Raw genomic sequence first — 25602 nt, 5'->3', positions numbered from 1 at the left:
GTTCAGACCTTATAAAGTCGTGGTGGCGCCTGCAGAAGCGTAGTTTTGGTAACTCGTCATCTGCCGGGCTATGTTCGAAATCTTGCTGGCGTAGTGCGGGTCGGTGGCGTAACCAGCCTTCTGCAACTCGCGTACAAACTGTTCGGGGTTATCGGCCGACTTCAGCACATCTTGATAGCGACTGTTGCTTTGCAACAGGTTGACCAAGTCATGGAAACTGTCGCGATACGAGGCGTAGGAACGGAACTCGGCCGTCTCCTTGACCATCGCGCCATTGCGGAATTCGCTGGTGATCGCCCGTGCCGAATCGCCCTTCCAATTGGCGCTGGCCTTGATGCCGAACAGGTTGTGACTGCTGCTGCCATCGGGCTGGCGCATCACCGACTTGCCCCAACCGGTTTCCAGGGCGGCCTGGGCCACCAGGTAACGGGGGTCGACACCGATGCGGTCGGCGGCTTCCTTGGCCATTGGCAGCATGGCGTTGACGAATTCATCGGCATCGCGGAAGGCCTTGCGCGCCGGTGCCAGCGGTGGCTGGGCCACGGCACGACCATAGACCTGCATGTCCCCTTTCTGCTCGGAAGCCTTGAGCGCGGCCAGCCAGTCGCCATTGGCCAGTTCGCCGGTGGCCGGCTTGACGGCGGCGATGGCACGATCCGGCAGCAGGTTCTGCGCAGGGACATCGACATTGGCCGAGGCCGAAGGCACCAGCCCGGCGAGCAGGCGGTCGGCCAGTTTCGGCGGCAGGGCCAGGCGACGCTGGTTGAGCAGTTCCATGTCGTTGCGGTGGACGCCCTCGGCACCTTGCGGCGCACTTACGGCCCGCGAAGCCCACAACGGACGCTGGCCACTGGTACGCGACAACGGACCGTCGGTGGGCAAGGTCCCGGCCGCCACCGGCGTCGGGACCGGCGCCTTGGCGACCTTGTCCAGGGCCTCTTGCTGCTTGGCCGCCGACAACGTCGCCGCCTCACCGGGCGCCAGTGGCTTGTTCTTCGACATCTGGCGCAGCAGCACATCGGCCAGGCCGATACCGCCGCCCTCGCGGGACATGGAAACGGCCAACTGCTGGTCGTACATTTCCTGGTATTGCTTGGCTTCCGGCGTGTTCATCGGGTTGTCCTTGCCCAAGGCCTCGGTGGCCGAACGCATGGACTTGAGCATTTCGCCAAGGAACAGCGACTCGAATTCCTGCGCCACTTTACGCAGGTTGCCGTCGCTGTTCTTGTCGCCGACCTTGAGCTGGTTCAGACGGTTTAGGTCCGAGTAGGAACCTGAATCTCCGCTGATCAAAGCGCCCTTGCGCATATCCATGGCTCGGTCCTCAAATCACGATCAGGTCGGCTTGCAACGCGCCGGCCTGTTTCAAGGCTTCGAGAATGGCCATCAAGTCGCCCGGCGCCGCGCCGACCTGGTTCACCGCCCGGACGATTTCATCCAGGGTCGTACCCGGGCCGAACTTGAACATCGGCTTGGCTTCCTGTTCGGCATTGACCCGCGAACGCGGGACCACGGCGGTCTGGCCGTTGGACAATGGGCCCGGCTGGCTGACGATCGGGTCTTCGGTGATGGTCACGGTCAGGCTGCCGTGGGTCACGGCGGCCGGGGAAACCTTGACGTTCTGGCCGATCACGATGGTGCCGGTGCGCGAATTGATGATGACTTTCGCCACCGCCTGGCCCGGATCGACCTCGAGGTTCTCCAGGATCGACAGATAGTCGACCCGCTGGCTCGGATCCAGCGGCGCGGTGACACGGATCGACCCACCGTCGATGGCCTGGGCCACGCCTGGGCCGAGCATGTCGTTGATCTTGTCGACGATACGCTTGGCGGTGGTGAAGTCGGAACGGTTGAGGTTCAGCGTCAGGCTGTTGCCCTGGTTGAAACCGCTCGGTACCGCACGTTCCACCGACGCACCGCCGGGGATGCGGCCGGCCGACGGAACGTTGACGGTGATCTTCGAACCGTCGCGACCCTCGGCATCGAAACCGCCCACCACCAGGTTGCCCTGGGCGATGGCGTAGACGTTACCGTCGATACCCTTGAGCGGCGTCAGCAGCAACGTACCGCCACGCAGGCTCTTGGAGTTACCGATGGACGAAACGGTGATATCCACTTGCTGGCCGGGCTTGGCGAACGCCGGCAGATCGGCACTGATCGACACCGCCGCAACGTTTTTCAACTGCACGTTGCCAGAGCCGGCCGGCACCTTGATGCCGAACTGCGACAACATGTTATTGAAGGTCTGCAGGGTGAACGGGGTCTGGGTGGTCTGGTCGCCGGTGCCGTTCAGGCCCACGACCAGGCCGTAGCCGATCAACTGGTTGGAGCGCACACCGGAAATGCTGGCGATGTCCTTCAAACGCTCGGCCTGAGCGGTAAAGGCCGCGGACATCACCAGGGCACCTATCAACAGCTGCTTAAGATTCAACTGGGCCACCTAGAAAGGGAACTTCGGGCTGAGGAAGAAACGGTCGAACCAGCCTGGCTGACTCGCATCGGCAAAGGCACCGGTGCCCGAATAGGTGATGCGCGCATCGGCCACACGGGTGGACGAAACGGTGTTGTCGGTGGCGATGTCGTCGGCGCGAACCATGCCGGCGATGCGCACCAGTTCGTCACCGGTGTTGAGGGTCAGCCACTTCTCGCCGCGCACGACGATGATGCCGTTGGGCAGCACATCGGCGACGGTCACGGTAATCGAGCCGGTCAGGCTGTTGCTCTGGCCGGACTTGCTGTCGCCCTTGGTGGCGCGGTCAGCGTTGTACCCGGCGTTGAGGCTCAGGTCGCCGCCACCGACCGGGTTGTTGGTGGTCAGGCTGGAGCCGAACAACGAGGTCAAGCCGACGCTGGTCTCGCTGGTCTTGTCGATCTGCGAGTTGGCGTTCTTGCTGGCCTGGGTCCGCTCGTTCAGGGTGATGGTGATGATGTCACCGACCCGGAAAGCCTTGCGGTCGCTGTACAGGTTCTGCTCGAAGCCGGCCTGGTAGATCGAGCCATTGTTGGCGGCGGCCGGCAACGGCGTACGCGGCAACACCGGAGCGTAATACGGGTCATTGGGCCTGGGTGTCGGCGCGACACAGCCCGCGAGTGCGGTGATGCCACTCAGTGCCAGAACAGATACGAAGCGTTTCATGACCCTACCTCTTGGTGTTGCAGGCGACCCTGGGGCCGCCCTGTCTACGTAATGACGGGCGTTGTGACGATTACAGATTCTGCGTAACGAACGAGAGCATCTGGTCGGCGGTGGAGATCACCTTGGAGTTCATCTCGTAGGCACGCTGGGTGGTGATCATGTTGACCATCTCCTCGACGGTGCTCACGTTGGACGTTTCCAGGGTGTTCTGCAGCGTGGTGCCGAAACCGTTCAGGCCCGGGGTGCCGACTTGCGGCGCGCCACTGGCAGCGGTTTCCAGGAACAGGTTGTTGCCCACCGCTTGCAGGCCGGCCGGGTTGATGAAGTCGGCGGTCTGCAGGTTGCCGATCACCTGGGCGGCCGGGTTGCCCGCCACGGTGATGGACACGGTGCCGTCACGGCCCACGGTAAAGGTCTGGGCATCGTTCGGAATGATGATCGCCGGCTCCAGGGCGAAACCGCTGGCGTTGACGATCTGGCCGTTGGAGTCGAGGTGGAACGTACCGTCACGGGTGTAGGACGTGGTGCCGTCCGGCTGCAGGATCTGGAAGAAACCACGACCGTCGATGGCCATGTCCAGCGGCTGCTCGGTGGTCTGCAGGCTGCCGGCGTTGAAGTTCTTCTGGGTGCCGACAATGCGTACACCTGTACCCACTTGCAGGCCCGACGGCAATTCGCTGTCTTGGGTCGACTGGGCGCCAGGCTGGCGTTTTACCTGATACAGCAGGTCCTGGAACTCGGCGCGATCACGTTTGAAACCCGTGGTCGAAACGTTCGCCAGGTTGTTGGAAATGGTCGTCAGGTTGGTGTCCTGGGCGGACAGACCTGTTTTGGCAACCCATAGAGCCGGAAGCATTCGATTCTCCTCGTACGCCTGTTTTTCGGCGCGACGCTTTAATTAATGGTTAGATCTGCAAGACCCGAGCCATGGCCTCGTCGCCTTCTTTGGCGGTGTTCATCATCTTCACGTGAAGCTCGAACTGCTTGGCCAGGGCCAGCACCGAAGTCATTTCATCCACGGCATTGACGTTGCTCGCCTCCTGGAAACCCGACACCAACTGCACGTTGGCATCGATGGGCGCCGGCTGGCCGTCCTTGGTACGGATCGAGCCGTCCAGGCCCTTGGTCATGTTCTTGAGGTCCGGGTTGACCAGCTTGATGCGGTCCACTTCAGCCATCACCCGCGGGCCTTCACCCATGGCGCGAATGCTGATGGTGCCGTCCTGGCCGATTTCGATTTTCTGTTCCGGCGGCACGGCGATCGGACCGCCGTTGCCCATCACCGGCATGCCGTTGCCGGCCCGCAGTACGCCCAGGGCATCGACATTGAGGCTGCCGGTGCGCACGTAGCTTTCACCGCCGTCGGGGTTCTGCACAGCCATCCAGCCCGGCCCGCTCACCGCGACATCGAGATCACGACCGGTTTCCACCAGCGCACCCGGGGTGAAGTCAGTAGCGGGACGCTCGGACAGGGCAAAGGCCCGCGCCGGAAAGCTGTCACCGAATACAGGCATCGAGCGCGCCTGCTCCAGGTCTTTCTGAAAGCCATTGGTGGAGATGTTCGCCAGGTTGTTGGCATGGGCCCGCTGCGCCAGTGCGTTCTGGCTGGCGCCGGTCATTGCCACATAAAGGTACTTGTCCACTGTCGTTCCTCTGCATGCCGGACGTTTGCCGTCCACTGCTGTGTTGCACAGCCTCAAGCAATTTGCAGACCAACTTCCCCCTGATGCCACGCAGGCCTGTAAACAAAGGGCTTGAGGGGGTTGGTGGGCTTGTGGAGATGTATCGAAGACGAAAAACCGGCGCGGTTATGCCGGTAAGTGGCAAGTGTCGGCCCTTGCCCCCCGGGGGCGGCTGGGTGCACTCCCCTGCCGCCTCTGAGGTCTGCGTCAGTCAGGCATCCACCCCTTGATCCATTGCGCCGCATAGGCATCGTCGAAGACCCAGTTGTCCAGCACTTGCTCGCGCAGTCGCGCGGCTTGGCGCCGTGAGGCTTGCCGATCAGCCAGGTGATCACGAATTGCCTCCAGCCATTGTTCCCGGCTGTCAGCCACGCGCGTGATGGCGAGATCACCCGGGTAATCGGCGGTATCGCTGCCGATCACACTGTAGCCGCAAGCGCCATACTGCAGATGATCCAGCGAACTTGCGCCTTCGCCTGCCTGGCCGAAGCCCCGAGGCGCGAGGACAATATCCAGATTGAGGCTTGCCATGACATCGGGATTGTCGTGAACGTCATCATGAACCTCGCTGGCGAGCGGTCGCAGATACGCTGGCACATCACCCCACAGTACCCACTCCACCTGACCGGCCAGCGCTTGCATCAGCTCGATGATCAACGGCTGAACGAAGGGCTGCGCCGGGTCGATATCGCAGCCTATGCGAGGAATGTCAAACGTCTGGCGCACATTGGGGAGGTTGCGCCATCTGCTATCCAGACGCGTTTGAAGGACGCGAATATCGCGGTGCAGTCCGGCACAGGCTTGAGCCATCGCAGGCGTCGCCACAATGATGCGGTCGACCAGGCTTGCCGCTTGTTGCAGTGAAGTCGCCCACCCAGGGATCGCTGGCGTCAATGCATCCAACTCAAGGACCTTGAAGGCTTTTGAGAGGGTATTGATGCGCTGCATCTGCTCCAGACGCAGCGGGTCGTTCTGATGCTGGAAGACAATGATATCGGGGTTGTAGCGCGCAAGCGTCGTTGCCGGTAACAGGCTACTGCTGATGCAACCTTCGATTTTGCCGCAGTCACGCAAAGCAGTGAACGGCTCGACAACTCGTAGATTGGCGACTTTTGCCGACTTCGCAGGATGTACCAGCACCACCGGAAGCGGTCGCCAGGACAGCGGGCGCCAGGTCAACTCGTTGATAGCTTCCAGTTCGAAGCCGGAACCGCGCAACGACAGGTTGCTGTTGTAGGCGGGATCATTGGCCAAGACGCCCAACCATTTGCTCAAGGCCTGCTCTTGTTCCATGGCGAAGCGTTGCTGGTTGAGTGGGTCCTTGCCGACGCTTGACCAGGTCGCTTCACCCTCATGCAAGAGCACGGCATGGGGTGTCCAGACATTCAGGTAGCCAAGGTTCGCCACCTTCAGGCACAGGTCCAGATCGTTGCAGGTGACTTGGAACTGCGCGTCGTCCATACCACCGGCTTCCAGATAGATCGCTGTGCGGATCATCAGGCAGGCCGCACTGACCGCACTGCTGTTCTGGTCGACCAACAGGCGCTGCATGTAACCGCCGCCGTTGGCAGCCTGATCGATGAAAGGGCTGCCGGCGGGGCCGCGCAGGCCAGTGATCAGGCTTGCATGCTGCACGGTGCCCGCCGGAGTAATCAGCTTGGCGCCGACGACCCCAACTTCCGGGCGCAAGGCGTGATTGAGCAACTCGTCCAACCAATCTTCGCGAATGATTGCCGTATCGTTGTTCAACAACACCAGGTACTCGCCACGCGCACGGCTGACCGCCAAATTGTTCATAGCGCTGAAGTTGAACGCAGAGGAGAAGCGGATGACACGGATCTTGTCACCGCCAATCGACTCCATCTCGCTCAGCCAGGTGAGCGCCTCTTCGGTCTCGCTGCCATTGTCGATCAGAATGATCTCGAAATAGGGGTAGCGGGTCTTCGACAACAGGCTGTCCACGCAGCGCTGCAAGAGTGGCAACTGGTCCCGGGTAGGAATCAGGATCGACACCAAGGGCTGCTGATCATGACCGTACTTGATGTGGTAATGGCGGGTCGGTTCCTGCAGGACCCTGGCGTTCGCGTAGCCGCGATTGTCCAGGTGCCGTTGCAGGGCAAGGCGCTCGTCCGGGTTATCGACAAGGTGGGGGGTGTTGCTTGCCACAAGCGGTTCGCTCAGGTGGGCAATGCCGTTCATGCTACCGCTTTCGATCAGTCGCAGGATCAAGTCCAATTCAAGTGCTGCGGGCACTTGCGGGTCGTAACCGCCAACCTCCAGCGCCAGCCCGCGACGGATCAGCCAATGGCTGGCCATGGCCAATGGCAGGCTCAAGAGGTAGTCAAGGTTGATATCAGGTCGAAAAACCGCTTGAGCACCATTCTCCGAGCGATACATGCCATCGCAATAGATCATTCGGCAGCCATCGGCACCCGGCAGTTCCAGATCGAGCATCAACGTACCGGCGGGCAGGACCTCATCGCCAGCCGTCAGCAGCATGATCCAGTCGCTGTCGTCTGCCTGCAGAATCTCGTTCAGTTCGAAGGCCCCCGGGTTGACGCATGTCAGCCAGTGCAGGCTGTCGGGCAGATTGACAGGCGATGGCGAGGTGCTCAGGACCACCATGCGCAAGCTGATCGATGAGCGTGATCGCCACAACGCAAGACTTTCCAGGGTATCGCTCAAGGCATTGAAATCGCCCAGGGGATCGCGCACCAACAGCGTCAGGCTGGTTTGTCCGCTGAGTTGTTGACGACGCTTGTCGACAAGTTGCTGCTGGATCGGCGTCAGTACGCGGTTGCGCAGCCAGTCCTTGACGGAAGGTACGCGGACATCAATGGCATGCTGGATGGCAGCTTGCTGAGTGATATCGATGAAACGCTCCAACTGAGGCCAAAAGGCCTTTTCAAGGTCCAGCCAGCGCCTGCGCGCCTGCATCACGGTTGCGCGGGCGCGCTCCAGCCCGCCCACCTCGCCATAGAGCGCCGAGCCCGCATCACCAAACTGCTCGACGAAAGGCTGGGTCTTGACGTGACCGCCGGGCATGTAGATAACCGGGCAGCCACAGAGCATGGCTTCGGTGCACGTCGCTGAGATCTCGTAACTGTAAAGCGTTGAAGCGGTTCGGAAAATCTGCGCCAGCTCGGCCAGGGTCTTGGGGTTGGCCATGCTCAGGACTTCGATATCGTCCGGCAGCAGCGAATAGTCGACCTTGGTCTTGTCGAAGCGGTGCAGATACAGGTAGTTGCCACTACGCTGCACCGGCTCGGTTGGCGGCGAAAACAACTCCGAGTCGATGACGGGCAACAGGAGCAAGTTGCTGCTCTGGCCGTCGCCGCCAAAATCCTGGGTGTAATAAAAGAACAGGTCTGACTTCTGCACGCTGATCGCACGGCCGGTGAGAAAGCCTTCGCGATTGAGGAGATAACGCGCCACGATTGGAGCGCCAACCGGGTTGCCGTCCATCACTTCGGGATAGACCGCAATCGGCGCCAAGCCGATTGACCGATGGTGCCGCCGCACTTCATCGGTCAGGATCGGCGTGCGCAGTTTCGGGTTGACCTGGCATGGGGTGACATAGGCCTCGTAGCCGGACAGGTTCAGGACGTGGCACAGGTAGTGCAGCACGCATACCCCCGAAGAGGTCTCCCGATAGTTAGGGGCACCAATGTAGTAAGGGTGACGCGGCTTGCCATGCACGGATGGGGTGATCATATGGTTGCCTTGGGGCTGGAGGGCTGCTCACAAATGACGAAGACACTGGCACACAGGTCTGGATAGACCATCCCCAGCGCATGGCAGGCATCCATGAAGCGGTCATCGATCAATTGGGTTTCCAGGGCCTTGTCCAGCTGGAAGTTGGCCAATGGCTTGAAGAACACCCCGCCACGGTGACTCACTTGCCAACCGGCGCTGCGTACTTCGTGATCGAGGGTGTCGAGGGTGTAGGTGATCCGATGGCCATGCAGCCGCTCGCCTTCGGTCACGGCACTGTTGTGTTCGATCAAGCCCATCTTGACGGCGATCTGCCGCGAAGGGGCATTGGCGTTCGGTACGGCGATGAACAGGCGACCGCCGGGAGCGAGCCAGTTCCGCACGCGCTTGAGCACCGCCTGGCGGTCGTCGAGGTGCTCCAGGGTGTGGATCAGGAAAATGTTATCGAAGCGCGGCTCCAGCTCGGCCTCTTCAAAGGTACTGCAGACGAACTTGACGCCTGAGCCGACCTTTTTCCGGGTGACGTCAATCAGGTCGCTGGCCGCCTCGATGACCGTCAGGTCGGCAAAGCGCTCTGCGAACAGTGTCGTAAAAGCCCCCTCGAAGCAGCCCATTTCCAGGGTCGGTCCCTCCGCCAGCCAGGGGCCGAAGCTGTCCAGCATGTAGCGTCGCAGGCGCGCATCGAAGTCGTAGAAGTAGCTGCGATGAGCGTTATCCTGAAACTCTTTGTTGTAATCACGTACGGACATGGCGTTATTCCTGGCTTTTCCTGTAGAAACGATGTTCTTCAGGTTGGTACCACTCATGGAGGGTCGAGGGAGTACGGGCATACCACCCCAGCAGTTGTTGCATGCTCGGTGTTTGCGAGCGGCAGAAGTCTTCGCCCAAAGCTCGGCAATAATCGAACTGCGGTTTGAAATAGCTTCGCGTGAAGGTCAATGTCAGGCAGCGTCGTGGCTGGTCGGTACGATTGACGCCGGCGGCATGCCAGATACGTGAGTCGAACAAGTAGATCGAACCGGCGCTGCCCAAGGCCTTGCGGGCCTGAGCCTCGAATACCTGAGGGTCGGGTTTTTCAGGAGCGGAGTGCGAGCCTGGCAGAAACAGGGTTGCGCCGTTGTCGATGGTGAAGTCGTCGAGCAATACCAGCGCCTGGGCCATCTGCATGGACTCGGCTGACCAGGAACGCACGTCCCGGTGCACGTTACGCACGTAGGCATCAGTGCTGTTCAGGTTGTTCAGGCCGCCGAACGAATTGAGAATCGCAGCACCGCCCAGCATATGCCGCAGGACGTCGACGATCCCCCATTCGGCGAATCGATCGAGCAATTCGACGAAACGGGTGTCTGGCGCAAGTATATGGTGCGCGGTCTGCTCGGTTCGCTGAGTGATACCGTTCTCCAGTTGTACCCGACGGCAACGGTCTATGGCACACGCCAGGTCTTCACGCAGCTGGTCGAGCAACGGATCGGTAATCAGCGAGGGCAGGCAGACGTAGCCGTTCGCTTGCAGCTCCTGCAAGATCGGATTCACAGGCTGTCCCCCCGCGCAGCTTGCCATACGCGATACTCCTCGGCGCTCACGCCAAGCATGATGCGATCCCAACGCTGGCCCTTGCGGTAGTACCACTGGCGCTGTACGCCCTCGATGACCCAAGGGGTCTTGCGCGTGTAGGTCGCCAGCGACGCTGCGTTGTACTCGATGATGGTGGTCGAGAGACGACTCAGACCCAGTTCGTCGAAGGCATAGCGCATCACCGTGGCGATCACGTCGGTGCCGTGGCCTTGGCCGCGCAGGGAGGGATCACCGATCATCATGCCGTGTTCGGCTGTGCGGTTTTTCCAGTCGATACTGACCAGGTTCGCCGTACCGATCAGGCCATGGCCCGGGACCTCTATACCGAAGCGCTGGTTGAGCGAGTCGTTCTTGAGACCCAGCAGCCAGTCCCGTTGTGCTTCCCGCGATGTGGGGAAATGCCAGCCACCCAGCAGACTCCAGAGGGCTTCGTCGTTGGACCACTGATGCAACAGCGGCAAGTCCTCGAGCTCCAGCGCCCTGAGCAGGATGCGTTGACCTAGAATGCTCATGATTTCCCCGTGTTCTGAAGGATGGCGTCGGCGAGACGATTCATGTCATCGACGTTGTATCGCTGGTCGATCGGCAGCGGCAGCAAGCACTGTGCCCAATCCTTTTCTATGGGCGGCGCCGTTGGGCTGCTCAGCACTTCACGCCAATAGCTGGGTATATAGATGTGTTGGTCCAGCAGTTGAGCGTGTAGCCGGAGCGCCGTCTCGGCGGACTTGACCAGCAGCGGGTAACACAATGCGGCAACGGGCTGCGCGGGCCAGACGGCAAAGCGGTTGAGGTGGTCCAGGCGCCCGCGCAAATGCGCCAGGTTGTCTATCCTGCGCCTGGCAACTTCGTGGTAATCGATACTGTCGAGCAGGCGCGCGGTACTGGCGGCCATGGCCTTGATGCCATCGCTCTCCAATGCCTGTTCCAATGCCTGGAAGCTTGCATAGTGATGTTGTGGAGGGTCTTCAAGACGCCCCAGCAGCGCGGCAAAACGCCCCTGCGAGCGACTGGTCGGCGCTTGCGGCAGATCAGCGGGCGCATTGACCAGCCAGCCACCATCGGCAACGCCGACGAACTTACGGGGTGAATACAGGGTTGCAATCCCAGGCTGCGGCCGGGAAAACAGCGCCTGGGAATTATCCACGATCAATTGCTCGCCGTAGCGAACAGCGAGTACTTGGCCGATGTAGTCGGCCTTGAGTCCAAAGTAATCGACGAACAGCAGTGCCTCATCGGCTTGCAGGGCTGGGAAGTCCTGCAGCTCAAGCCGTTCGGTCAATGCATAGCGCAACACCTCGATGCCGGATCCGCGCAGCACGTCCTGCATGACATCGCAGATGTAAAAAGGCAAATGAACCCGGCGCAGGCTGCGCGCCATTACCAGAGCCTTGAAGGCCGAGCGGGCCGAGTTGAAGGCAACGGCCTGCGGGTAAGGATTATGTCCTTTACGCAGTTCCAGTTCGAAATAACCGCCGATGGCTTCAGGCACGGACAATTTCTCCACCTTTGGCCCAGGCCCCTACGGTCTGCGCGTCGTTGTACATCAAGACGTCGAGAATCGACAGGCCGGGCACGAAGGGTTGTTCACGCCCTCCCTGCCGGTAGTCGGGCAAGGTCGCCTTGAGCAACTCAAGGGTAATACCAACCTGTTGGAATACCTCGGCCTGGTAGAGGTGACCGCCATTGACAGGATTGAGGTAGTGAGTGCCGGCGCAGGCCTGGACCACTTCGAGTACCCGATCCTGGGCTTTGCTGTCCGCGCAAATCGACAGATCGCTGGAGCGCATGATCGGTGTTTGCAACCCTATCAGCGCGCAGCAGGCTCGCAGGATTCGTTCGTTGAGCTCGGCAATGCTCGAAGCCGGTTCGACCAGCAGCGCTTCCAGCCACGCCAGCAGGTACGGAGCGTGGGGCGCGCGGCGATAGGCGAAACTCAGCTTGTTGAGGATATCGCCAGGATCGAACGTCTCGGCAATACGTTTTTCCATGATCTGCTGAGTGTGACTGCCCTTGCTCAGTGGTACACGGAACCACTTCGGCTCCTGCTCCAGCAGATAACGGTTGCGTTCGATCCAGCCGTTCTTGATGAACTGCACATTGTCGTAGATGACAAAACAGTCGACAGCGGCGATCAGCTGGAAATAACCCAGGTATGGCAGGAAATAAGGTTGCATGAGCGCAACCCGGTACTGCTCGTCAGCTGCAGGGCCGCACTTCTTCGAGGTATTGGCCTGGCTCATGCCACCCGGGCCCTGAGCAGTACCTCGATGATTCGCGCCTGGGTCTGCGGATCGAGATCCGGATAGATCGGCAGGCAAAGTACCTGGCGGGACACGTTGTAGGCATTGCCCAATTGGGAGAGGTCCGAACTGGGAAGACCGCGATACATTGGAAACTCGCATATCAGCGGGTAGAAATACCGGCGCACGAGAATGTTTTCGGCGCGATAGCGGTCGTACAGCTCATCCCGACTCACCCCGAACCGCTCACCATCGACCAGGATCGGACAATAAGCGAAATTCCAGTCCAGCCCCTGCGGTTGCTCCAGCAGGCTGATACCGGGAATGCCCTCCAGGGCGCTCCGATAATACTCAAACACCTTTTGCCGACGGTTCAGGGCCTCATCGATGTAGCGTAACTGCAGCACTCCGAACGCCGCCTGCAGTTCGTTCATCTTCCCGTTGATACCGGGAGCCATGACCGTGACTTCATCGGCGAAACCGAAATTCTTCAGGTAATCGATACGCTGCTTGATTTTTTCGTCACGGCAGATGATGGCGCCGCCTTCAAATGTATTGAAGACCTTAGTGGCGTGGAAGCTGAGGATCGACAGGTCGCCGTTGTTGAGAACGCTTGCGCCGTTATGCCGGACCCCGAAGGCATGTGCGGCGTCATAGATAACCTTGAGTCCGTAGGTATCGGCGACGGCCTGGATGCCCTCGACATCACAGGGAATGCCATAGCAATGGACCGGAAGAATCGCCGATGTCGCCGGAGTGATGGCCTCGGCGATACGCCGTGGATCGAGGTTCTTGGTCACTGGGTCGATGTCCACGAACACTGGCTTGAGGTTGTTCCACAGCAGCGAGTGGGAGGTGGCCACGAACGAATAAGGCGTCGTGATGACTTCACCCGTAATGCGCAAGGCCTGGAGCGCGGTCACCAAAGCCAGGGTGCCGTTGGAAAACAGCGACAGATGCTCGACCCCGAGGTATTCGGCCAACTCCTGTTCCAGTTGTTGGTGGAAGGGTCCGCCATTGGTCAGGCGCTTACTGTCCCAGATTCGCTGCAGGTAAGGCGTGAACTCTTCCAGAGGAGGTAGCAGCGGGCTGGTAACGGTAATGGAATCGGCCATGGGTACACTACTCGGGTGACTGAAAAATGGCACACGGCTCGGGAGCTCCTCTGACGCGGCGTTGCATCGCGGTCTATATCGGCGGGCTGCAACGCCATGAAACCGACAGCTGACTCTTGATGTGGAGGTACCCCAGCAAAAAATCGGCCAACTCCCGGTGACCCCGATAATCGGTTGCCTTACGGTGCGTCTTTGCCGACCTCATACTCACGCAATTTATTAGCGATGGTCGTATGGGAAACCCCCAACCGCTTGCCCAATTGCCGGCTGCTCGGGTGCTCGGAATACAGGCGCTCCAGCACGGCTTTCTCGAAACGCCCAACGATCTCGTCCAACCCACCTTCAAGGGAAAAATCGCCAAGGGGCTGACGCACGCCGTAGTCCGGCAGACGGATATGCTCGGCCTTCACCTTCCCGCCGTCGCACAGGGAAACGGCCTGGAACAGCACGTTTTCCAGCTGTCGGACATTGCCCGGCCAGTGGTAGTGACTGAGGCGGTCCATTGCCGCCGGGGCCAGCTTGGGCAGTGCACAACCGATCTGGCGGCTGGCCTGGTCGAGGAAATGTTCCACCAGCGGCTCCAGGCCATCGAGGCATTCGCGCAGGGGTGGGATGTGCAAGGAAAGCACGTTCAAGCGGTGGTACAAATCCTGACGGAATTCGCCCCGGGCACAGAGTTCGGACAAGTCGACCTGGGTGGCGCAGATCACCCTGACGTCCAGGTACACCTCTTCATCGCTGCCGACACGCCGGAAGCAACCGTCCTGCAGGAAGCGCAGCAATTTCACTTGCAGGCGCGGGCTCATCTCCCCGACCCCGTCGAGGAACAGCGTTCCTCCGGCGGTCAGTTCCAGCAGGCCGAGCTTGCCTTCGGCCCGGGCGCCTTCGAAGGCCCCCGGCCCGTAGCCGAACAGTTCGGTCTCGGCCATGGACTCGGGCAGCCCGGCGCAGTTGAGTGCCATCAATGGCGATTGCCCGCGCGGGCTCGCCAGGTGACAAGCGCGCGCCAGCAGTTCCTTGCCAGTGCCGGTTTCGCCTTCTATCAATAGCGGCGCGTCCAGCGGGGCCATGCGCCGGGCCTCACGGACCACCGCCGCCATCACTTTCGAACTCTGGAAAATACTGTCGAAGCCGCGTAACTCCTGCTTGCGCACGTTATAGATCCGCTCGCCCACCCGATCGGCCCGGTGCAGCGTCAGCACCGCACCGGCCATGGCTTCGCTGTCGTCGTGTTCCGATTGCAGTGGCGCGATGTCCGCCAGGAACACATCGCCCTTGACCTTGACCCGCAGGCCGTTGATACGCGACTGGTTGGCGCGCACCAGTTCCGGCAAGTCGAAATCCTCGGCGTAGCGGGACAGCGGGATGCCCGGCACCTCGTCGACACGCACCCCGAGCAACTGCGCCGCCGCCCGGTTGGCCGCGACGATGGAGCCCCCCATATCGATGGACAGCACCGGAAACTCCAAGGCGCCGAGCAAGGCGTTGAGTTCCATGTGCCGACGCTCACTGGGCATCAGTCCTACGCGCTTGACGCCAAACACCCCGGCGATGCCTTCGAATTTCGGACGCAGTGCCTGGAATTGGATGTTGATCAGGTTTGGGCAGTGCAGGTAGATCGCGTTGCCATGCTCACCACCGACCTCCCCTCGGGCGACGTTGATGCCGTATTCCACCAACAAGTTGAGGATGTCCCGCAGGATGCCGATGCGGTTCTGGCAATGGACTTTGATGCGCATGGAAAGGCCCGGGTTTGGATGAGAGAGACGCGCCATTCAAGCCCCGACACACACCTGTGGCGAGGAAGCTTGCTCCCGCTGGGCTACGAAGCGGCCCTGTTTTTGGGACTGCTGCGCAGTCCAGCGGGAGCAAGCTCCCTCGCCACGGGGTTTTGCGTAGGGCTTTTTGTCTAGGCACACAAATAGTTGTCAAGATTATGTGACAGCTGTAGGCCGTTTCCCACTCAAAAATCCTGATACTGCCGAAGTATAGGCAATTGTGTAACGATAAGTTTACGAAGTGAGCCATTCTTGGCCCCGCTAGCTGGCTCACCCCTACTGCACGTATCCCTGCTTCGCGCTATCTCTATTGCAGCGCTGGACATAACAACAAACACATCATCCCCCTGAGGGAAATCAGCAGGAGAGCAGCATGAAGCAGACGCAGTACGTGGCCCGCGAGCCCGATGCGCAAGGTTTTATCCACTACACCGCTGAAGAACACGCGGTGTGGAACACGCTGATCACCCGCCAGCTGAAAGTCATCGAAGGTCGTGCGTGCCAGGAATACCTGGATGGCATCGACAAGCTGGGCCTGCCCCACGACCGTATCCCGCAACTGGACGAAATCAACAAGGTGCTGGGCCAGACCACGGGCTGGCAAGTCGCCCGGGTGCCAGCACTGATTCCCTTCCAGACCTTCTTCGAATTGCTCGCCAGCAAACAGTTTCCTGTGGCGACCTTTATTCGCACCCGGGAAGAGTTGGATTACCTGCAGGAGCCGGACATTTTCCACGAGATCTTCGGCCACTGCCCGCTGCTGACCAACCCTTGGTTCGCGGAATTTACCCACACCTACGGCAAACTCGGCCTGCAGGCATCCAAGGAAGAACGGGTTTACCTGGCGCGCCTGTACTGGATGACCATCGAGTTCGGCCTGGTGCAGACCCCGCAGGGCCGGCGCATCTACGGCGGCGGCATCCTGTCTTCGCCCAAGGAAACCGTGTACTGCCTGTCTGACGAGCCGGAACACCAGGCCTTCGATCCGTTGGAAGCCATGCGCACGCCGTATCGCATCGACATCCTGCAACCGGTGTATTTCGTGCTGCCCGAACTCAAGCGTCTGTTCGACCTGGCTCACGAAGACATCATGGGCATGGTCAAGCGCGGTCGGGAGCTGGGCTTGCATGCCCCGAAATTCCCACCAAAAGCGGCGTGAACCGCCTCTTTTAATCCCAATTGAGTCTGTTGCACGACGCTGCTTTGCTTTAGCGTGGGTGCATCGACGCTTTCCAAATATTCGATCCAGGAACACACCATGAACACTCTGAACCAAGCCCATTGCGAAGCCTGCCGCGCCGATGCCCCGCAAGTCAGCGACGAAGAACTGCCGGTGCTGATCAAGCAGATCCCCGACTGGAACATCGAAGTGCGCGACGGTGTCATGCAGCTGGAAAAAGTTTTCCTGTTCAAGAACTTCAAGCACGCCCTGGCGTTCACCAACGCCGTCGGCGAGATCTCCGAGGCCGAAGGCCACCACCCTGGTCTGCTCACCGAATGGGGCAAAGTCACCGTGACCTGGTGGAGCCACTCCATCAAGGGCCTGCACCGCAACGACTTCATCATGGCCACCCGCACCGATGACGTGGCCAAGACCGCCGAGGGCCGCAAGTAATGCATTTCGATGCCATCGGCCGGGTACCCGGCGACCCGATCCTCGGCCTGATGGAGGCCTACGGGGCGGACAGCAACCCGAGCAAGTTCGACCTGGGCGTGGGTGTCTACAAGGACGCCCAGGGCCTGACACCGATTCTTGAGTCGGTGAAACGGGCCGAGCAGCGACTGGTGGAACGCCAGACCACCAAGACCTACATAGGCGGTCATGGTGACGCCGCGTTCGGCCAACTGATCAATGAGCTGGTGCTGGGCGCCGACTCGCCGCTGATCAGCGAAAAACGCGCGGGCGCCACCCAGACACCGGGCGGCACCGGCGCCCTGCGCCTGAGCGCCGACTTCATCGCCCAGTGCCTACCGGGCCGTGGCGTATGGCTGAGCAACCCGACCTGGCCGATCCACGAAACCATTTTCGCCGCGGCCGGGGTCAAGGCCAGTCATTACCCCTACGTGGGCGCTGATAATCGCCTGGATTTCGAGGCGATGCTGGCGACCTTGAACCAGGTGCCCAAAGGCGATGTGGTGCTACTGCACGCCTGCTGCCACAACCCCACCGGGTTCGACCTGTCCCATGAGCAATGGCGCCAGGTGCTGGAGGTGGTGCGCAGCCGCGACCTGCTACCGCTGATCGACTTTGCCTACCAGGGCTTCGGCGATGGCTTGGAGCAGGACGCCTGGGCGGTCCGGTTGTTTGCCCAGGCCCTGCCGGAAGTGCTGGTCACCAGTTCCTGTTCGAAGAACTTCGGCCTGTACCGCGACCGCACCGGTGCGTTGATCGTCTGCGCCCGGGATGGCGAGAAGCTGGTGGACGTCCGCAGCCAACTGGCAAACATTGCCCGCAACCTCTGGTCGACACCGCCGGACCATGGCGCGGCCGTCGTGGCGACCATCCTCGGCGACCCGGAACTCAAAAGCCTGTGGGCCGATGAAGTCCAGGCCATGCGCCTGCGCATCGCGCAATTGCGCAGCGGTTTGCTGGAAGCCCTCGAATGCCATGGTTTGCGCGAGCGCTTTGCCCATATCGGCGTGCAACGCGGGATGTTTTCCTACACTGGCCTGACGCCGGAACAGGTCAAGCACCTGCGCGAGCGCCACAGTGTCTACATGGTCGGCACCGGCCGGGCCAACGTGGCCGGCATCGACGCCACGCGCCTGGACCTGCTGGCCGAGGCGATTGCCGACGCTTGCAAGTAACCCAAGGCCGGGCACTTTCCCTGTGGCGAGGGAGCTTGCTCCCTCGCCACAGTGGATCAAACACACCCGAAGTCATCCGCCGCCCTTGAGGCGTTACGAGCCCGTCCACTCCTGGACAAACTGCCCGAGATCTTCCTGGGGCGCGGGGCGCGCTTCTTTCTGCGGTGTGCCCAGGTAGAGGAAACCGATCACCTCTTCCCCCTCTTCAAGGCCAAGCCCCCTGGCCACATGCGGCGAATACGCCAGTTCACCGGTACGCCACACCCCACCCACCCCTTGGGCATACGCGGCCAGCAAGATGCCATGGGCCGCACAGCCGGCCGCCAACAGTTGCTCGGATTTCGGGATTTTGAAATGGTCCTGCAGACGGGCAATCACCACCACGACCAGCGGCGCGCGCAATGGGCCGTTGAGGGCTTTTTCCACGACGGCTTCAGGGGCGAGCGGGTCATTGAATTTCGCCGCTTCGGCCAGCAGTTCGCCCATGCGATGCCGCGCCTGTCCCTCGACCGTCAGAAAGCGCCAAGGCCGCAACTGGCCGTGATCCGGCGCCCGCATGGCCGCGGCGAACATGAGTTCGCGCTGTTCCGGCGTGGGTGCCGGCTCCACCAGGCGCGGGACAGAAACACGATTGAGCAAAGCGTCGAGAGCCTGCATCGGCCACCTCCTGAAAAAATGTTTGGCTATTCTAGCGGGAAGCGCCGCCGGCTGCCGGTTTACATGCCGCTTGTCGCGGGTAGAATGGCGCCCTTCCCTTTACAGCCTGAGCGGACTTCATGGCGTTGCCGACCCTGCGGATCATTGGTTTCATCATCGGCATCTTCCTGATCACCCTGGCGATCTTCATGGTCGTGCCCATGGCCACCCTGTTGGTCTTCGAGCGCACCCGCGACCTGCCGTCGTTCCTCTGGTCGAGCATGATTACCTTCGTCGCCGGCCTGGCACTGGTGCTTCCCGGGCGCCCGGAACACATCCACCTGCGTCCGCGGGACATGTACCTGCTGACCGTCAGCAGCTGGCTGGTGGTGTGTATCTTCGCCGCCCTGCCCTTCCTGCTGACCCAGCACATCAGCTATACGGATTCGTTCTTCGAAAGCATGTCGGGCATCACCGCCACCGGCGCCACCGTCCTGAGCGGCCTGGACACCATGTCCCCGGGCATCCTGATGTGGCGCTCGCTGCTGCACTGGCTCGGCGGTATCGGCTTCATCGGCATGGCGGTGGCGATCCTGCCGCTGCTGCGCATCGGTGGCATGCGGCTGTTCCAGACCGAGTCGTCGGACCGCTCGGAAAAAGTCATGCCCCGGTCCCATATGGTGGCGCGGCTGATCGTGGCGTCCTACGTGGGCATCACCATCCTCGGCACCCTGGCGCTCTGGTGGGCCGGGATGAGCCTGTTCGATGCCATCAACCATTCGATGTCGGCGATCTCCACCGGCGGGTTCTCCACCTCGGACCTGTCCCTGGCCAAATGGACCCAGCCGGCGGTGCACTGGGTCGCCATCGTCATCATGATCCTCGGCAGCCTGCCGTTTGCCCTGTATGTCTCGACGCTGCGCGGCAATCGCCGGGCGCTGATCAAGGACCAGCAGGTCCAAGGGCTCATCGGCGTGCTGCTGGTGACCTGGCTGGTACTCGGCACCTGGTATTGGGCGACCACCGACCTGCATTGGCTGGACGCGCTGCGGCACGTGGCGCTGAACGCGACGTCCATCGTCACTACCACCGGCTTCGCCCTGGGCGACTACAGCCTGTGGGGCAATTTCTCGTTGATGCTGTTCTTCTACCTGGGGTTCGTCGGCGGCTGTTCAGGCTCGACGGCTGGCGGGATCAAGATTTTCCGCTTCCAGGTCGCCTACATCCTGCTTCGGGCCAACCTCAACCAACTGATCCACCCCCGTGCGGTGATCAAGCAGAAGTACAACGGTCATCGCCTCGACGAAGAAATCGTCCGCTCGATCCTCACGTTCTCGTTCTTCTTCGCCATCACCATTTGCGTGATCGCCCTGCTGCTGTCGCTGCTGGGCGTGGAGTGGATGACGGCCCTGACCGGCGCGGCCAGTACCGTGTCCGGTGTCGGCCCGGGACTGGGGGAAACCATCGGGCCAGCCGGCAACTTCGCACCGCTGCCGGACGCGGCCAAGTGGATTCTGTCCGGGGGCATGCTGCTGGGCCGGCTGGAGATCATCACGGTGTTCGTGCTGTGTATCCCGGCGTTCTGGCGCCACTGACCGGTTCAGGCTGGCTTGCCAGTCGCGCCCGGTATTCGCCGGGCGTGGTGTCGAACCAGCGGCGAAAGGCCCGGAAAAAATTGCTCGGGTCGGCGAACCCCAGCAGATAGGCGATTTCCAGCAGCGTCATGCCTGGCTGCGCCAGGTACTGCTCGGCCAGTTCACGACGGGTGTCTTCGAGCAGGTTCTGGAAACTGGTGCCCTCTTCCTGCAAGCGCCGCTGCAAGGTGCGCTGCGACAGGTGCAACGTCTGCGCCACCACGTCTCGCTTGGGTTCCCCCTGGGGCAACAGCCGACACAATACTTGTCGCGCCTTGTGGGTCACGCGGCTTTCCGAAAAACGCGCGAGGTACTCCCCGGCAAACCGGTCGTGAAGCTGTGCCATGGCTTCGTTGGCCGTCGGCAGCGGCGCCTCCATGTCGGCCCGCTCAAAGATCAGCGCGTCATAAGGCGCGCCAAACACCAGTGGCGCGGGGAAGGCTCGGTGATAAGGCGCCAGGTCCAACGGTTCCGCGCCCTGGAGCAACACCTTCACCGGGTGCAGGGTGCGCCCGGTCAACCAACTGCACAGGGCCAGCGCACACGCCAGGGACGCTTCAGCACTTTGACGGGTCGGGGGCAGATGGTCGCCATGCACCGTCAGGATCAGCCCGTAGCCCTCTTCCAACTGGCGAAAACTCAAATCGGCGCTTTCGGCAATGATCCGCTGGTAACGCACCAACCGCTGGAAACCCTCCACCAGGGTGCGACTGGACATCAAGGCGTAGCCAACCACATGGAACGAGGCCGGGCGCACCACCTTGCCCATGTTCAAGCCAATGGCCGGGTTACCCGACAACTCCACCGCCCGTTGCCAGAGCCGGGTCATCGAGTCCTGGGGGAAACGCGCATCCGGATCGTCCAGCGCATCGAAGTCCAGCCCCAGTTGCTTGAACAGCATCCGACAATTCAGGCCGTCCATTTCCAACGCCTTGACAATCCCCATCGCCCAGCTTGAAGAAGTGGTTCGTTCGCTCATGACGTTTTACTTGCATGACGAGCCGCAGGGTACGGCTGGATTTGCGAAGGATACTAAAGTGGCGCTGATTGTCACTGGCCGTAGCGATTGATGGTTCTAGACTTCAAGTACCGGAACAATAACCACAGAGCCAGCCGTCGTGGGAAACGCTAAACGATTCAATAGCTTCGCCGAGTTCTACCCGTATTACCTCAGCGAACACAGCAACAGCACCTGCCGGCGACTGCATTTCATCGGCACCTCCCTGGTTATCCTGGTGTTCGCCCTCGCTCTGGTCGTGGGTAACGGGTGGCTGTGGCTCGCCCTTCCCGTGGCCGGCTACGGCTTCGCCTGGGTCGGGCACTTCTTCTTCGAAAAGAACCGTCCCGCCACCTTCCAGCATCCGCTCTACAGCCTGCTCGGCGATTTCGTCATGTACCGCGACATGCTGCTGGGCAAGGTCGCGTTCTAACAAGGACTGCCGATGAGCAACCACGCACGCTTTACCCACATGAAAGAAGGCACCCGACAAGACTGGGCGATCATCGCGGCCGACTTCAGCGCCTACGCGCGGCAATTGCCGGGCCGGATCCTGGCCCACTTGAAGCTGCTGGACGGCGATTTCGGCGGGTTCCCGGTGGATCGCCTGACTCATTCCCTGCAAACCGCCACCCGTGCCTACCGGGACGGGCGGGACGAGGAATACGTGGTCTGTGCCCTGCTCCACGACATCGGCGACACCTTGGGTTCATATAACCACCCGGACATCGCCGCGGCGATCCTCAAGCCCTTCGTCAGCGCCGAAAACCTGTGGATGGTGGAGAAGCACGGGATTTTCCAGGGCTATTACTTCTTCCATCACCTGGGCATGGACCGGCACCTGCGCGAGCAATTCAGTGGCCATCCGCAATACCAGGCGACCATTGAGTTCTGTGCGAAGTACGACGCGGCGGCATTCGATGCCGAATACGACACCCTGCCGTTGAGTTTCTTCGAGCCGATGCTGGAAAGGGTCTTTGCCACGCCGAAGCAATCGATCTACAAGGCGGCGATGGCTGACATACCGGCCTGACAGACACAGCAAAACCCGTGGCGAGGGAGCTTGCTCCCGCTGGGTGGCGAAGCCGCCCTGTTTTTGGGGGCTGCTGCGCAGCCCAGCGGGAGCAAGCTCCCTCGCCACAGGGGGTTATATGTTTGCTTGCGAAAGCATCAGACCGGTCTAAACCGGCTCGGCCACTTTCAACTCAGCCTTGAGCAGCGCCTCCCGCGCCTGGGCTTCCGCCAGCCGATACAGCTCGATCGACCCGTCCCAATGCTCGATCAGCGCCGTGCAGGATTCGACCCAATCGCCACAATTGAGGTATTCCACCTCGCCCACCATGCGCATCTCGGCGTGGTGGATATGTCCACAGACCACGCCATGCAGTTCGCGCTTCACACACTCGTGGGCGATGGCTTCTTCGAAATCGCTGATGAAGCTGACGGCGGTCTTGACCTTGTGCTTGAGGTACGCCGACAACGACCAGTAGCCGTAGCCATAACGCGCTCGCCAATGGTTGAGCCAGCGGTTCAGCGTGAGGGTGAACTCGTAGGCCGAATCCCCAAGGAACGCCAGCCAACGGTGGTAACGGGTGATGACATCGAACTGGTCGCCATGGATCACCAACAAGTGCCGACCATCGGCGGTGACGTGCACCGCTTCGTCCACCAACTGGATATTGCCCAGGATCAGCTTCGAATAGCGCCGCAGGAATTCGTCATGGTTGCCGGTGACGTAGATCACTTCGGTGCCGCGCTTGCTCATGGTCAGCAAGCGACGAATGACGTTGGTGTGGGCCTGGGGCCAATACATGCCGCCGCGCAGTTTCCAACCATCGATGATGTCACCCACCAGGTAGATCTTGTCGGCGTGGTAGCCCTTGAGAAACTGCGACAAGTGCTCGGCCTGGCAATCCCGGGTGCCCAAGTGCACATCGGAAATCCACAGGGTGCGAACACGCTGCTTGCGGCTGGGTTTGGCGAGCTCGGCGCTGGTCATTGGGCAACCCTCTGATCGTTTTCGCCACTGTGCACGCCAGCGGTTAATGGCCCATGACAAACACAAGTCCATTACATGACAGCGCGGGGCGGTGCGCCCTCGGTGTATGCTGGCGGCCTGAGACGGGAGACCGCGATGAGACCGATCCTCACGCTACGCCATTACAGCCACGATTTGATTGTCCACAGCCACGACCACGCGCAACTGGTGTTCGGGTTGTCCGGCGCGCTGGATTTCGAGGTCGAAGGGCGTGGCAGCCAGGTGGTGCAACAGAGTTTCGTGGTAGTACCCGCCGGTGCCCATCATGCCTGCGGCAGTCCCCAGGGCAGTCGCTGCCTGGTGCTGGATGTGCCCAGTGACGATTGGGTCGGGCAATGCCTGGGGGATCACGCCGACGCCAGCCGCCGCTTGCTCGATGCCACCGCTCGCCTGCCCCTGGACCCGGGACAAAGCCAGTTGGTCAGTTGGCTGGCAGGCAGCCGGGTGGACGACCCGGTGATCGCCCAGCAAGGCGCGGTGCTACTACTGGCGAGTCTCAATGACGTTCGCCAGCGCCCCCTCGGTGGCCGGCGCCTGCCCTACGCCGCACTCAACGCCCACATCGACCAGAACGCCGCCTACCCGCTGCAAGTGGCGGACCTGGCGCGGGTCGCCGGCCTTTCCAGCGCCCGCCTGCATGCGCGCTTCATCGCCGAGTGCGGACAAACCCCGATGGAGTACATCCGCAGCCGCCGCTTGCACCAGGCCGTGGCGTTGTTGCGCGAGTCGGACCTGCCCATCGGCGAGATCGCCCACCGGGTCGGCTACAGCTCCCAGAGTGCTTTCGCCGCAGCGGTGCTGCGGGAATTCGGCGCCTCGCCGGGCAAGCTGCGGCGTCAGCGCTAGAGGCGCGCTAAAAATCGCTAGGATCGCGACAGACATAGCCGCCTCACCCACGCTTAAATACTGACATCCGTGACGCGGCGGTCCTGTGGGAGCTTGCTCCGGGCGGCAATCCGACGATTGCTATCTGTCAGTCAATATCTGCATTGCCTGAATCACCGCTTTCGCGAGCAAGCTCGCTCCCACAGAAGACACTCGCCAGTTGCCCCACTGTCTGTCGAAAGGATTGAAATGACGCCCCGTACCGCCCTCGGCGCCCTGCACATTGGTGCACTCATGTTTGGCCTGACCGGTGTCTTCGGCAAACTCGCCGCGGCTTCGCCAGCGGTCATCGTGTTCGGTCGCGCTGTCTTCGCCGTGCTGGCCCTGGCGATGTTCGCCCGGTTCGCCAGCAGCAGCCGCTGGCAGAAACTGCGGGCACAGGATGGCCGGCGATTGCTGCTGGGCGGCCTGTTGCTGGCCGGGCACTGGGTGAGTTTCTTCATCGCCGTGAAGGTGGCCGGCGTGGCGATCGCCACGTTGGGGTTCGCCAGTTTCCCGGCCTTCACGGTATTGCTCGAGGGGCTGATCTTCCGTGAGCGGATTCGCGCCAATGAAATCTGGCTGGTGGTGCTGGTGAGCGTCGGCCTGGTGTTGGTCACGCCGAACTTCGACCTGGCCAGCGGTGCCACCACCGGCCTGCTCTGGGCCGTGGCTTCGGGGCTGTTGTTTTCACTGCTGTCATTGACCAACCGTGCCGGCTCCGCGCATGTACCGCCCGTGCAGGCAGCGCTGTGCCAGAACGTGGTGGTCGGGTTGTGCCTGTTGCCGATGGCCGCGCCACAACTGAGCGACGTTCGCCCCCTCGACTGGTTGTGGATCGGCTTGCTCGGCGTGTTCTGCACCGGCCTGGCCCACAGCCTGTTCGTCGCCAGCCTGGCGGTGATCAAGGCCCGCACGGCGGCGGTGGTCTTCGCCATGGAACCGGTCTACGGCATCGCCATGGCCTGGTGGCTGTTCGACGAACGCCCGACGCTGCGCATGCTGCTAGGCGGCGTGGTGATCATCGCGGCCATCGTGATCTCGAGCCAGCTGGGCGGTTCGAAGAAACCGGAGGTGGGCGCCCAAGCCGCGTCTCACTGAACCCGGTCGTTGTGACCCAGGTCCCGCTCCGGATCGATCCGGTCGCGGACCCGCTGCTTGAGGACCTTGGCCTCGGGAAAACCACCATCGGCCTTACGCTCCCAGATTTGCGCACCGTCGCAACTGATGTGGAACACACCGCCGGTGCCCGGCACCAGGGACACTTTGCCCAGGTCGTCGCCGAAGGTACTGAGCAGTTCCTGGGCCAGCCAGGCGGCGCGCAGCAGCCATTGGCACTGGGTGCAATAGGTGATGACAACTTCGGGCTTGTGTTCGGTCATTGC

At 61.5% G+C, this 25602-nt stretch carries 25 protein-coding genes; 8 read left to right on the top strand and 17 right to left on the bottom strand.

What is annotated here, in order from left to right; translation table 11 throughout:
• Nucleotides 1-9 precede the first annotated feature (9 nt).
• From flgJ to ACZ5M5_RS08160, 13 genes are all read right to left on the bottom strand, one after another.
• Nucleotides 10-1314 carry a flagellar assembly peptidoglycan hydrolase FlgJ gene (gene flgJ, locus ACZ5M5_RS08220; RefSeq protein WP_464738885.1) on the bottom strand — a complete coding sequence of 435 codons (1305 nt, stop codon included), beginning with the start codon at nucleotides 1312-1314 and terminating at the stop codon, nucleotides 10-12.
• A gap of 10 nt (nucleotides 1315-1324) precedes the next feature.
• Nucleotides 1325-2395 (bottom strand): flagellar basal body P-ring protein FlgI, encoded by a 1071-nt coding sequence (locus tag ACZ5M5_RS08215; RefSeq protein WP_161798353.1) that lies wholly within the window; start codon nucleotides 2393-2395, stop codon nucleotides 1325-1327.
• Nucleotides 2396-2440: 45 nt separating this feature from the next.
• Nucleotides 2441-3136, bottom strand: a complete 696-nt coding sequence (gene flgH / locus ACZ5M5_RS08210) for a flagellar basal body L-ring protein FlgH (protein WP_060738659.1) — start codon at nucleotides 3134-3136, stop codon at nucleotides 2441-2443.
• A gap of 70 nt (nucleotides 3137-3206) precedes the next feature.
• The gene (flgG, locus tag ACZ5M5_RS08205; RefSeq protein WP_053146447.1) at nucleotides 3207-3992 is read right to left on the bottom strand and encodes a flagellar basal-body rod protein FlgG; all 786 of its coding nucleotides are present in this window, start codon (nucleotides 3990-3992) and stop codon (nucleotides 3207-3209) included.
• A 49-nt stretch (nucleotides 3993-4041) separates the two neighbouring features.
• The gene (locus ACZ5M5_RS08200; protein WP_060738660.1) at nucleotides 4042-4779 is read right to left on the bottom strand and encodes a flagellar basal body rod protein FlgF; all 738 of its coding nucleotides are present in this window, start codon (nucleotides 4777-4779) and stop codon (nucleotides 4042-4044) included.
• A 246-nt stretch (nucleotides 4780-5025) separates the two neighbouring features.
• Nucleotides 5026-8532, bottom strand: a complete 3507-nt coding sequence (locus ACZ5M5_RS08195; RefSeq protein WP_464738884.1) for a glycosyltransferase family 2 protein — start codon at nucleotides 8530-8532, stop codon at nucleotides 5026-5028.
• Nucleotides 8529-9281 carry a class I SAM-dependent methyltransferase gene (locus tag ACZ5M5_RS08190; RefSeq protein ID WP_060738662.1) on the bottom strand — a complete coding sequence of 251 codons (753 nt, stop codon included), beginning with the start codon at nucleotides 9279-9281 and terminating at the stop codon, nucleotides 8529-8531. The genes ACZ5M5_RS08195 and ACZ5M5_RS08190 overlap by 4 nt, the downstream gene beginning before the upstream one ends.
• Nucleotides 9282-9285: 4 nt before the next feature.
• Nucleotides 9286-10065: a phytanoyl-CoA dioxygenase family protein gene (locus tag ACZ5M5_RS08185; protein WP_060743068.1), complete on the bottom strand. Its 780-nt coding sequence runs from the start codon at nucleotides 10063-10065 to the stop codon at nucleotides 9286-9288.
• Nucleotides 10062-10619: a GNAT family N-acetyltransferase gene (locus tag ACZ5M5_RS08180; RefSeq protein ID WP_060738663.1), complete on the bottom strand. Its 558-nt coding sequence runs from the start codon at nucleotides 10617-10619 to the stop codon at nucleotides 10062-10064. The genes ACZ5M5_RS08185 and ACZ5M5_RS08180 overlap by 4 nt, the downstream gene beginning before the upstream one ends.
• Nucleotides 10616-11602: a hypothetical protein gene (locus ACZ5M5_RS08175; RefSeq protein ID WP_203225776.1), complete on the bottom strand. Its 987-nt coding sequence runs from the start codon at nucleotides 11600-11602 to the stop codon at nucleotides 10616-10618. The genes ACZ5M5_RS08180 and ACZ5M5_RS08175 overlap by 4 nt, the downstream gene beginning before the upstream one ends.
• The gene (locus tag ACZ5M5_RS08170) at nucleotides 11589-12281 is read right to left on the bottom strand and encodes a WbqC family protein (RefSeq protein ID WP_177431669.1); all 693 of its coding nucleotides are present in this window, start codon (nucleotides 12279-12281) and stop codon (nucleotides 11589-11591) included. The genes ACZ5M5_RS08175 and ACZ5M5_RS08170 overlap by 14 nt, the downstream gene beginning before the upstream one ends.
• Before the next feature lie 62 nt (nucleotides 12282-12343).
• On the bottom strand, nucleotides 12344-13462 hold the full coding sequence (vioA, locus tag ACZ5M5_RS08165) for a dTDP-4-amino-4,6-dideoxy-D-glucose aminotransferase VioA (protein WP_060738666.1): 1119 nt from the start codon (nucleotides 13460-13462) through the stop codon (nucleotides 12344-12346).
• Nucleotides 13463-13641: 179 nt separating this feature from the next.
• Nucleotides 13642-15201, bottom strand: a complete 1560-nt coding sequence (locus tag ACZ5M5_RS08160) for a sigma-54-dependent transcriptional regulator (RefSeq protein WP_060738667.1) — start codon at nucleotides 15199-15201, stop codon at nucleotides 13642-13644.
• Between the two features lie 412 nt (nucleotides 15202-15613).
• Between ACZ5M5_RS08160 and phhA the strand changes: the two genes are divergently transcribed.
• The 3 genes from phhA (at nucleotide 15614) to ACZ5M5_RS08145 (ending at nucleotide 18048) form a co-directional block, all read left to right on the top strand.
• Nucleotides 15614-16399, top strand: coding sequence for a phenylalanine 4-monooxygenase (gene phhA / locus ACZ5M5_RS08155; protein WP_060738668.1), 786 nt, complete (start codon nucleotides 15614-15616; stop codon nucleotides 16397-16399).
• A 99-nt stretch (nucleotides 16400-16498) separates the two neighbouring features.
• Nucleotides 16499-16855 carry a 4a-hydroxytetrahydrobiopterin dehydratase gene (locus ACZ5M5_RS08150; protein ID WP_464738883.1) on the top strand — a complete coding sequence of 119 codons (357 nt, stop codon included), beginning with the start codon at nucleotides 16499-16501 and terminating at the stop codon, nucleotides 16853-16855.
• Nucleotides 16855-18048 carry an amino acid aminotransferase gene (locus ACZ5M5_RS08145; protein WP_464738882.1) on the top strand — a complete coding sequence of 398 codons (1194 nt, stop codon included), beginning with the start codon at nucleotides 16855-16857 and terminating at the stop codon, nucleotides 18046-18048. Before ACZ5M5_RS08150 ends, ACZ5M5_RS08145 begins: the two co-directional genes overlap by 1 nt.
• 93 nt (nucleotides 18049-18141) lie before the next feature.
• Here ACZ5M5_RS08145 and ACZ5M5_RS08140 read toward each other — a convergent pair whose 3' ends face one another.
• A complete protein-coding gene (locus ACZ5M5_RS08140) occupies nucleotides 18142-18705 on the bottom strand; it encodes an NAD(P)H nitroreductase (protein WP_464738881.1) in 564 nt (187 codons plus the stop codon).
• Between the two features lie 119 nt (nucleotides 18706-18824).
• On the opposite strand from ACZ5M5_RS08140, the gene ACZ5M5_RS08135 reads away from it, so the two are divergent.
• Nucleotides 18825-20279: a TrkH family potassium uptake protein gene (locus tag ACZ5M5_RS08135; RefSeq protein ID WP_464738880.1), complete on the top strand. Its 1455-nt coding sequence runs from the start codon at nucleotides 18825-18827 to the stop codon at nucleotides 20277-20279.
• Here the strand turns inward: ACZ5M5_RS08135 and ACZ5M5_RS08130 are convergent.
• Nucleotides 20236-21297, bottom strand: coding sequence for an AraC family transcriptional regulator (locus tag ACZ5M5_RS08130; RefSeq protein ID WP_081015311.1), 1062 nt, complete (start codon nucleotides 21295-21297; stop codon nucleotides 20236-20238). The genes ACZ5M5_RS08135 and ACZ5M5_RS08130 overlap by 44 nt on opposite strands.
• A 139-nt stretch (nucleotides 21298-21436) precedes the next feature.
• Between ACZ5M5_RS08130 and ACZ5M5_RS08125 the strand changes: the two genes are divergently transcribed.
• Together ACZ5M5_RS08125 and ACZ5M5_RS08120 are read left to right on the top strand one after the other, a co-directional pair.
• Nucleotides 21437-21748 carry an Mpo1-like protein gene (locus ACZ5M5_RS08125; RefSeq protein WP_464738879.1) on the top strand — a complete coding sequence of 104 codons (312 nt, stop codon included), beginning with the start codon at nucleotides 21437-21439 and terminating at the stop codon, nucleotides 21746-21748.
• A 12-nt stretch (nucleotides 21749-21760) separates the two neighbouring features.
• Nucleotides 21761-22348, top strand: a complete 588-nt coding sequence (locus ACZ5M5_RS08120; protein ID WP_060738674.1) for an HD domain-containing protein — start codon at nucleotides 21761-21763, stop codon at nucleotides 22346-22348.
• 147 nt (nucleotides 22349-22495) lie between these two features.
• On the opposite strand, the gene ACZ5M5_RS08115 is transcribed toward ACZ5M5_RS08120, so the two are convergent.
• Nucleotides 22496-23314: a UDP-2,3-diacylglucosamine diphosphatase gene (locus tag ACZ5M5_RS08115; RefSeq protein ID WP_060738675.1), complete on the bottom strand. Its 819-nt coding sequence runs from the start codon at nucleotides 23312-23314 to the stop codon at nucleotides 22496-22498.
• Between the two features lie 135 nt (nucleotides 23315-23449).
• Between ACZ5M5_RS08115 and ACZ5M5_RS08110 the strand changes: the two genes are divergently transcribed.
• Nucleotides 23450-24199: a helix-turn-helix transcriptional regulator gene (locus ACZ5M5_RS08110; RefSeq protein ID WP_464738878.1), complete on the top strand. Its 750-nt coding sequence runs from the start codon at nucleotides 23450-23452 to the stop codon at nucleotides 24197-24199.
• A 228-nt stretch (nucleotides 24200-24427) separates the two neighbouring features.
• Complete coding sequence (locus tag ACZ5M5_RS08105) at nucleotides 24428-25318, top strand: DMT family transporter (protein ID WP_192259403.1); 891 nt, start codon at nucleotides 24428-24430, stop codon at nucleotides 25316-25318.
• Here ACZ5M5_RS08105 and ACZ5M5_RS08100 read toward each other — a convergent pair.
• Entirely contained in the window at nucleotides 25312-25599 is a 288-nt protein-coding gene (locus ACZ5M5_RS08100) for an Rdx family protein (RefSeq protein WP_060738678.1), read from the bottom strand. The genes ACZ5M5_RS08105 and ACZ5M5_RS08100 overlap by 7 nt on opposite strands.
• Between the last annotated feature and the right edge of the window lie 3 nt (nucleotides 25600-25602).

This window comes from Pseudomonas sp. Van50, from assembly GCF_055390755.1.
Note: the sequence above shows the minus strand (reverse complement) of the source record. Positions and strands in the feature narration are given on the sequence as shown.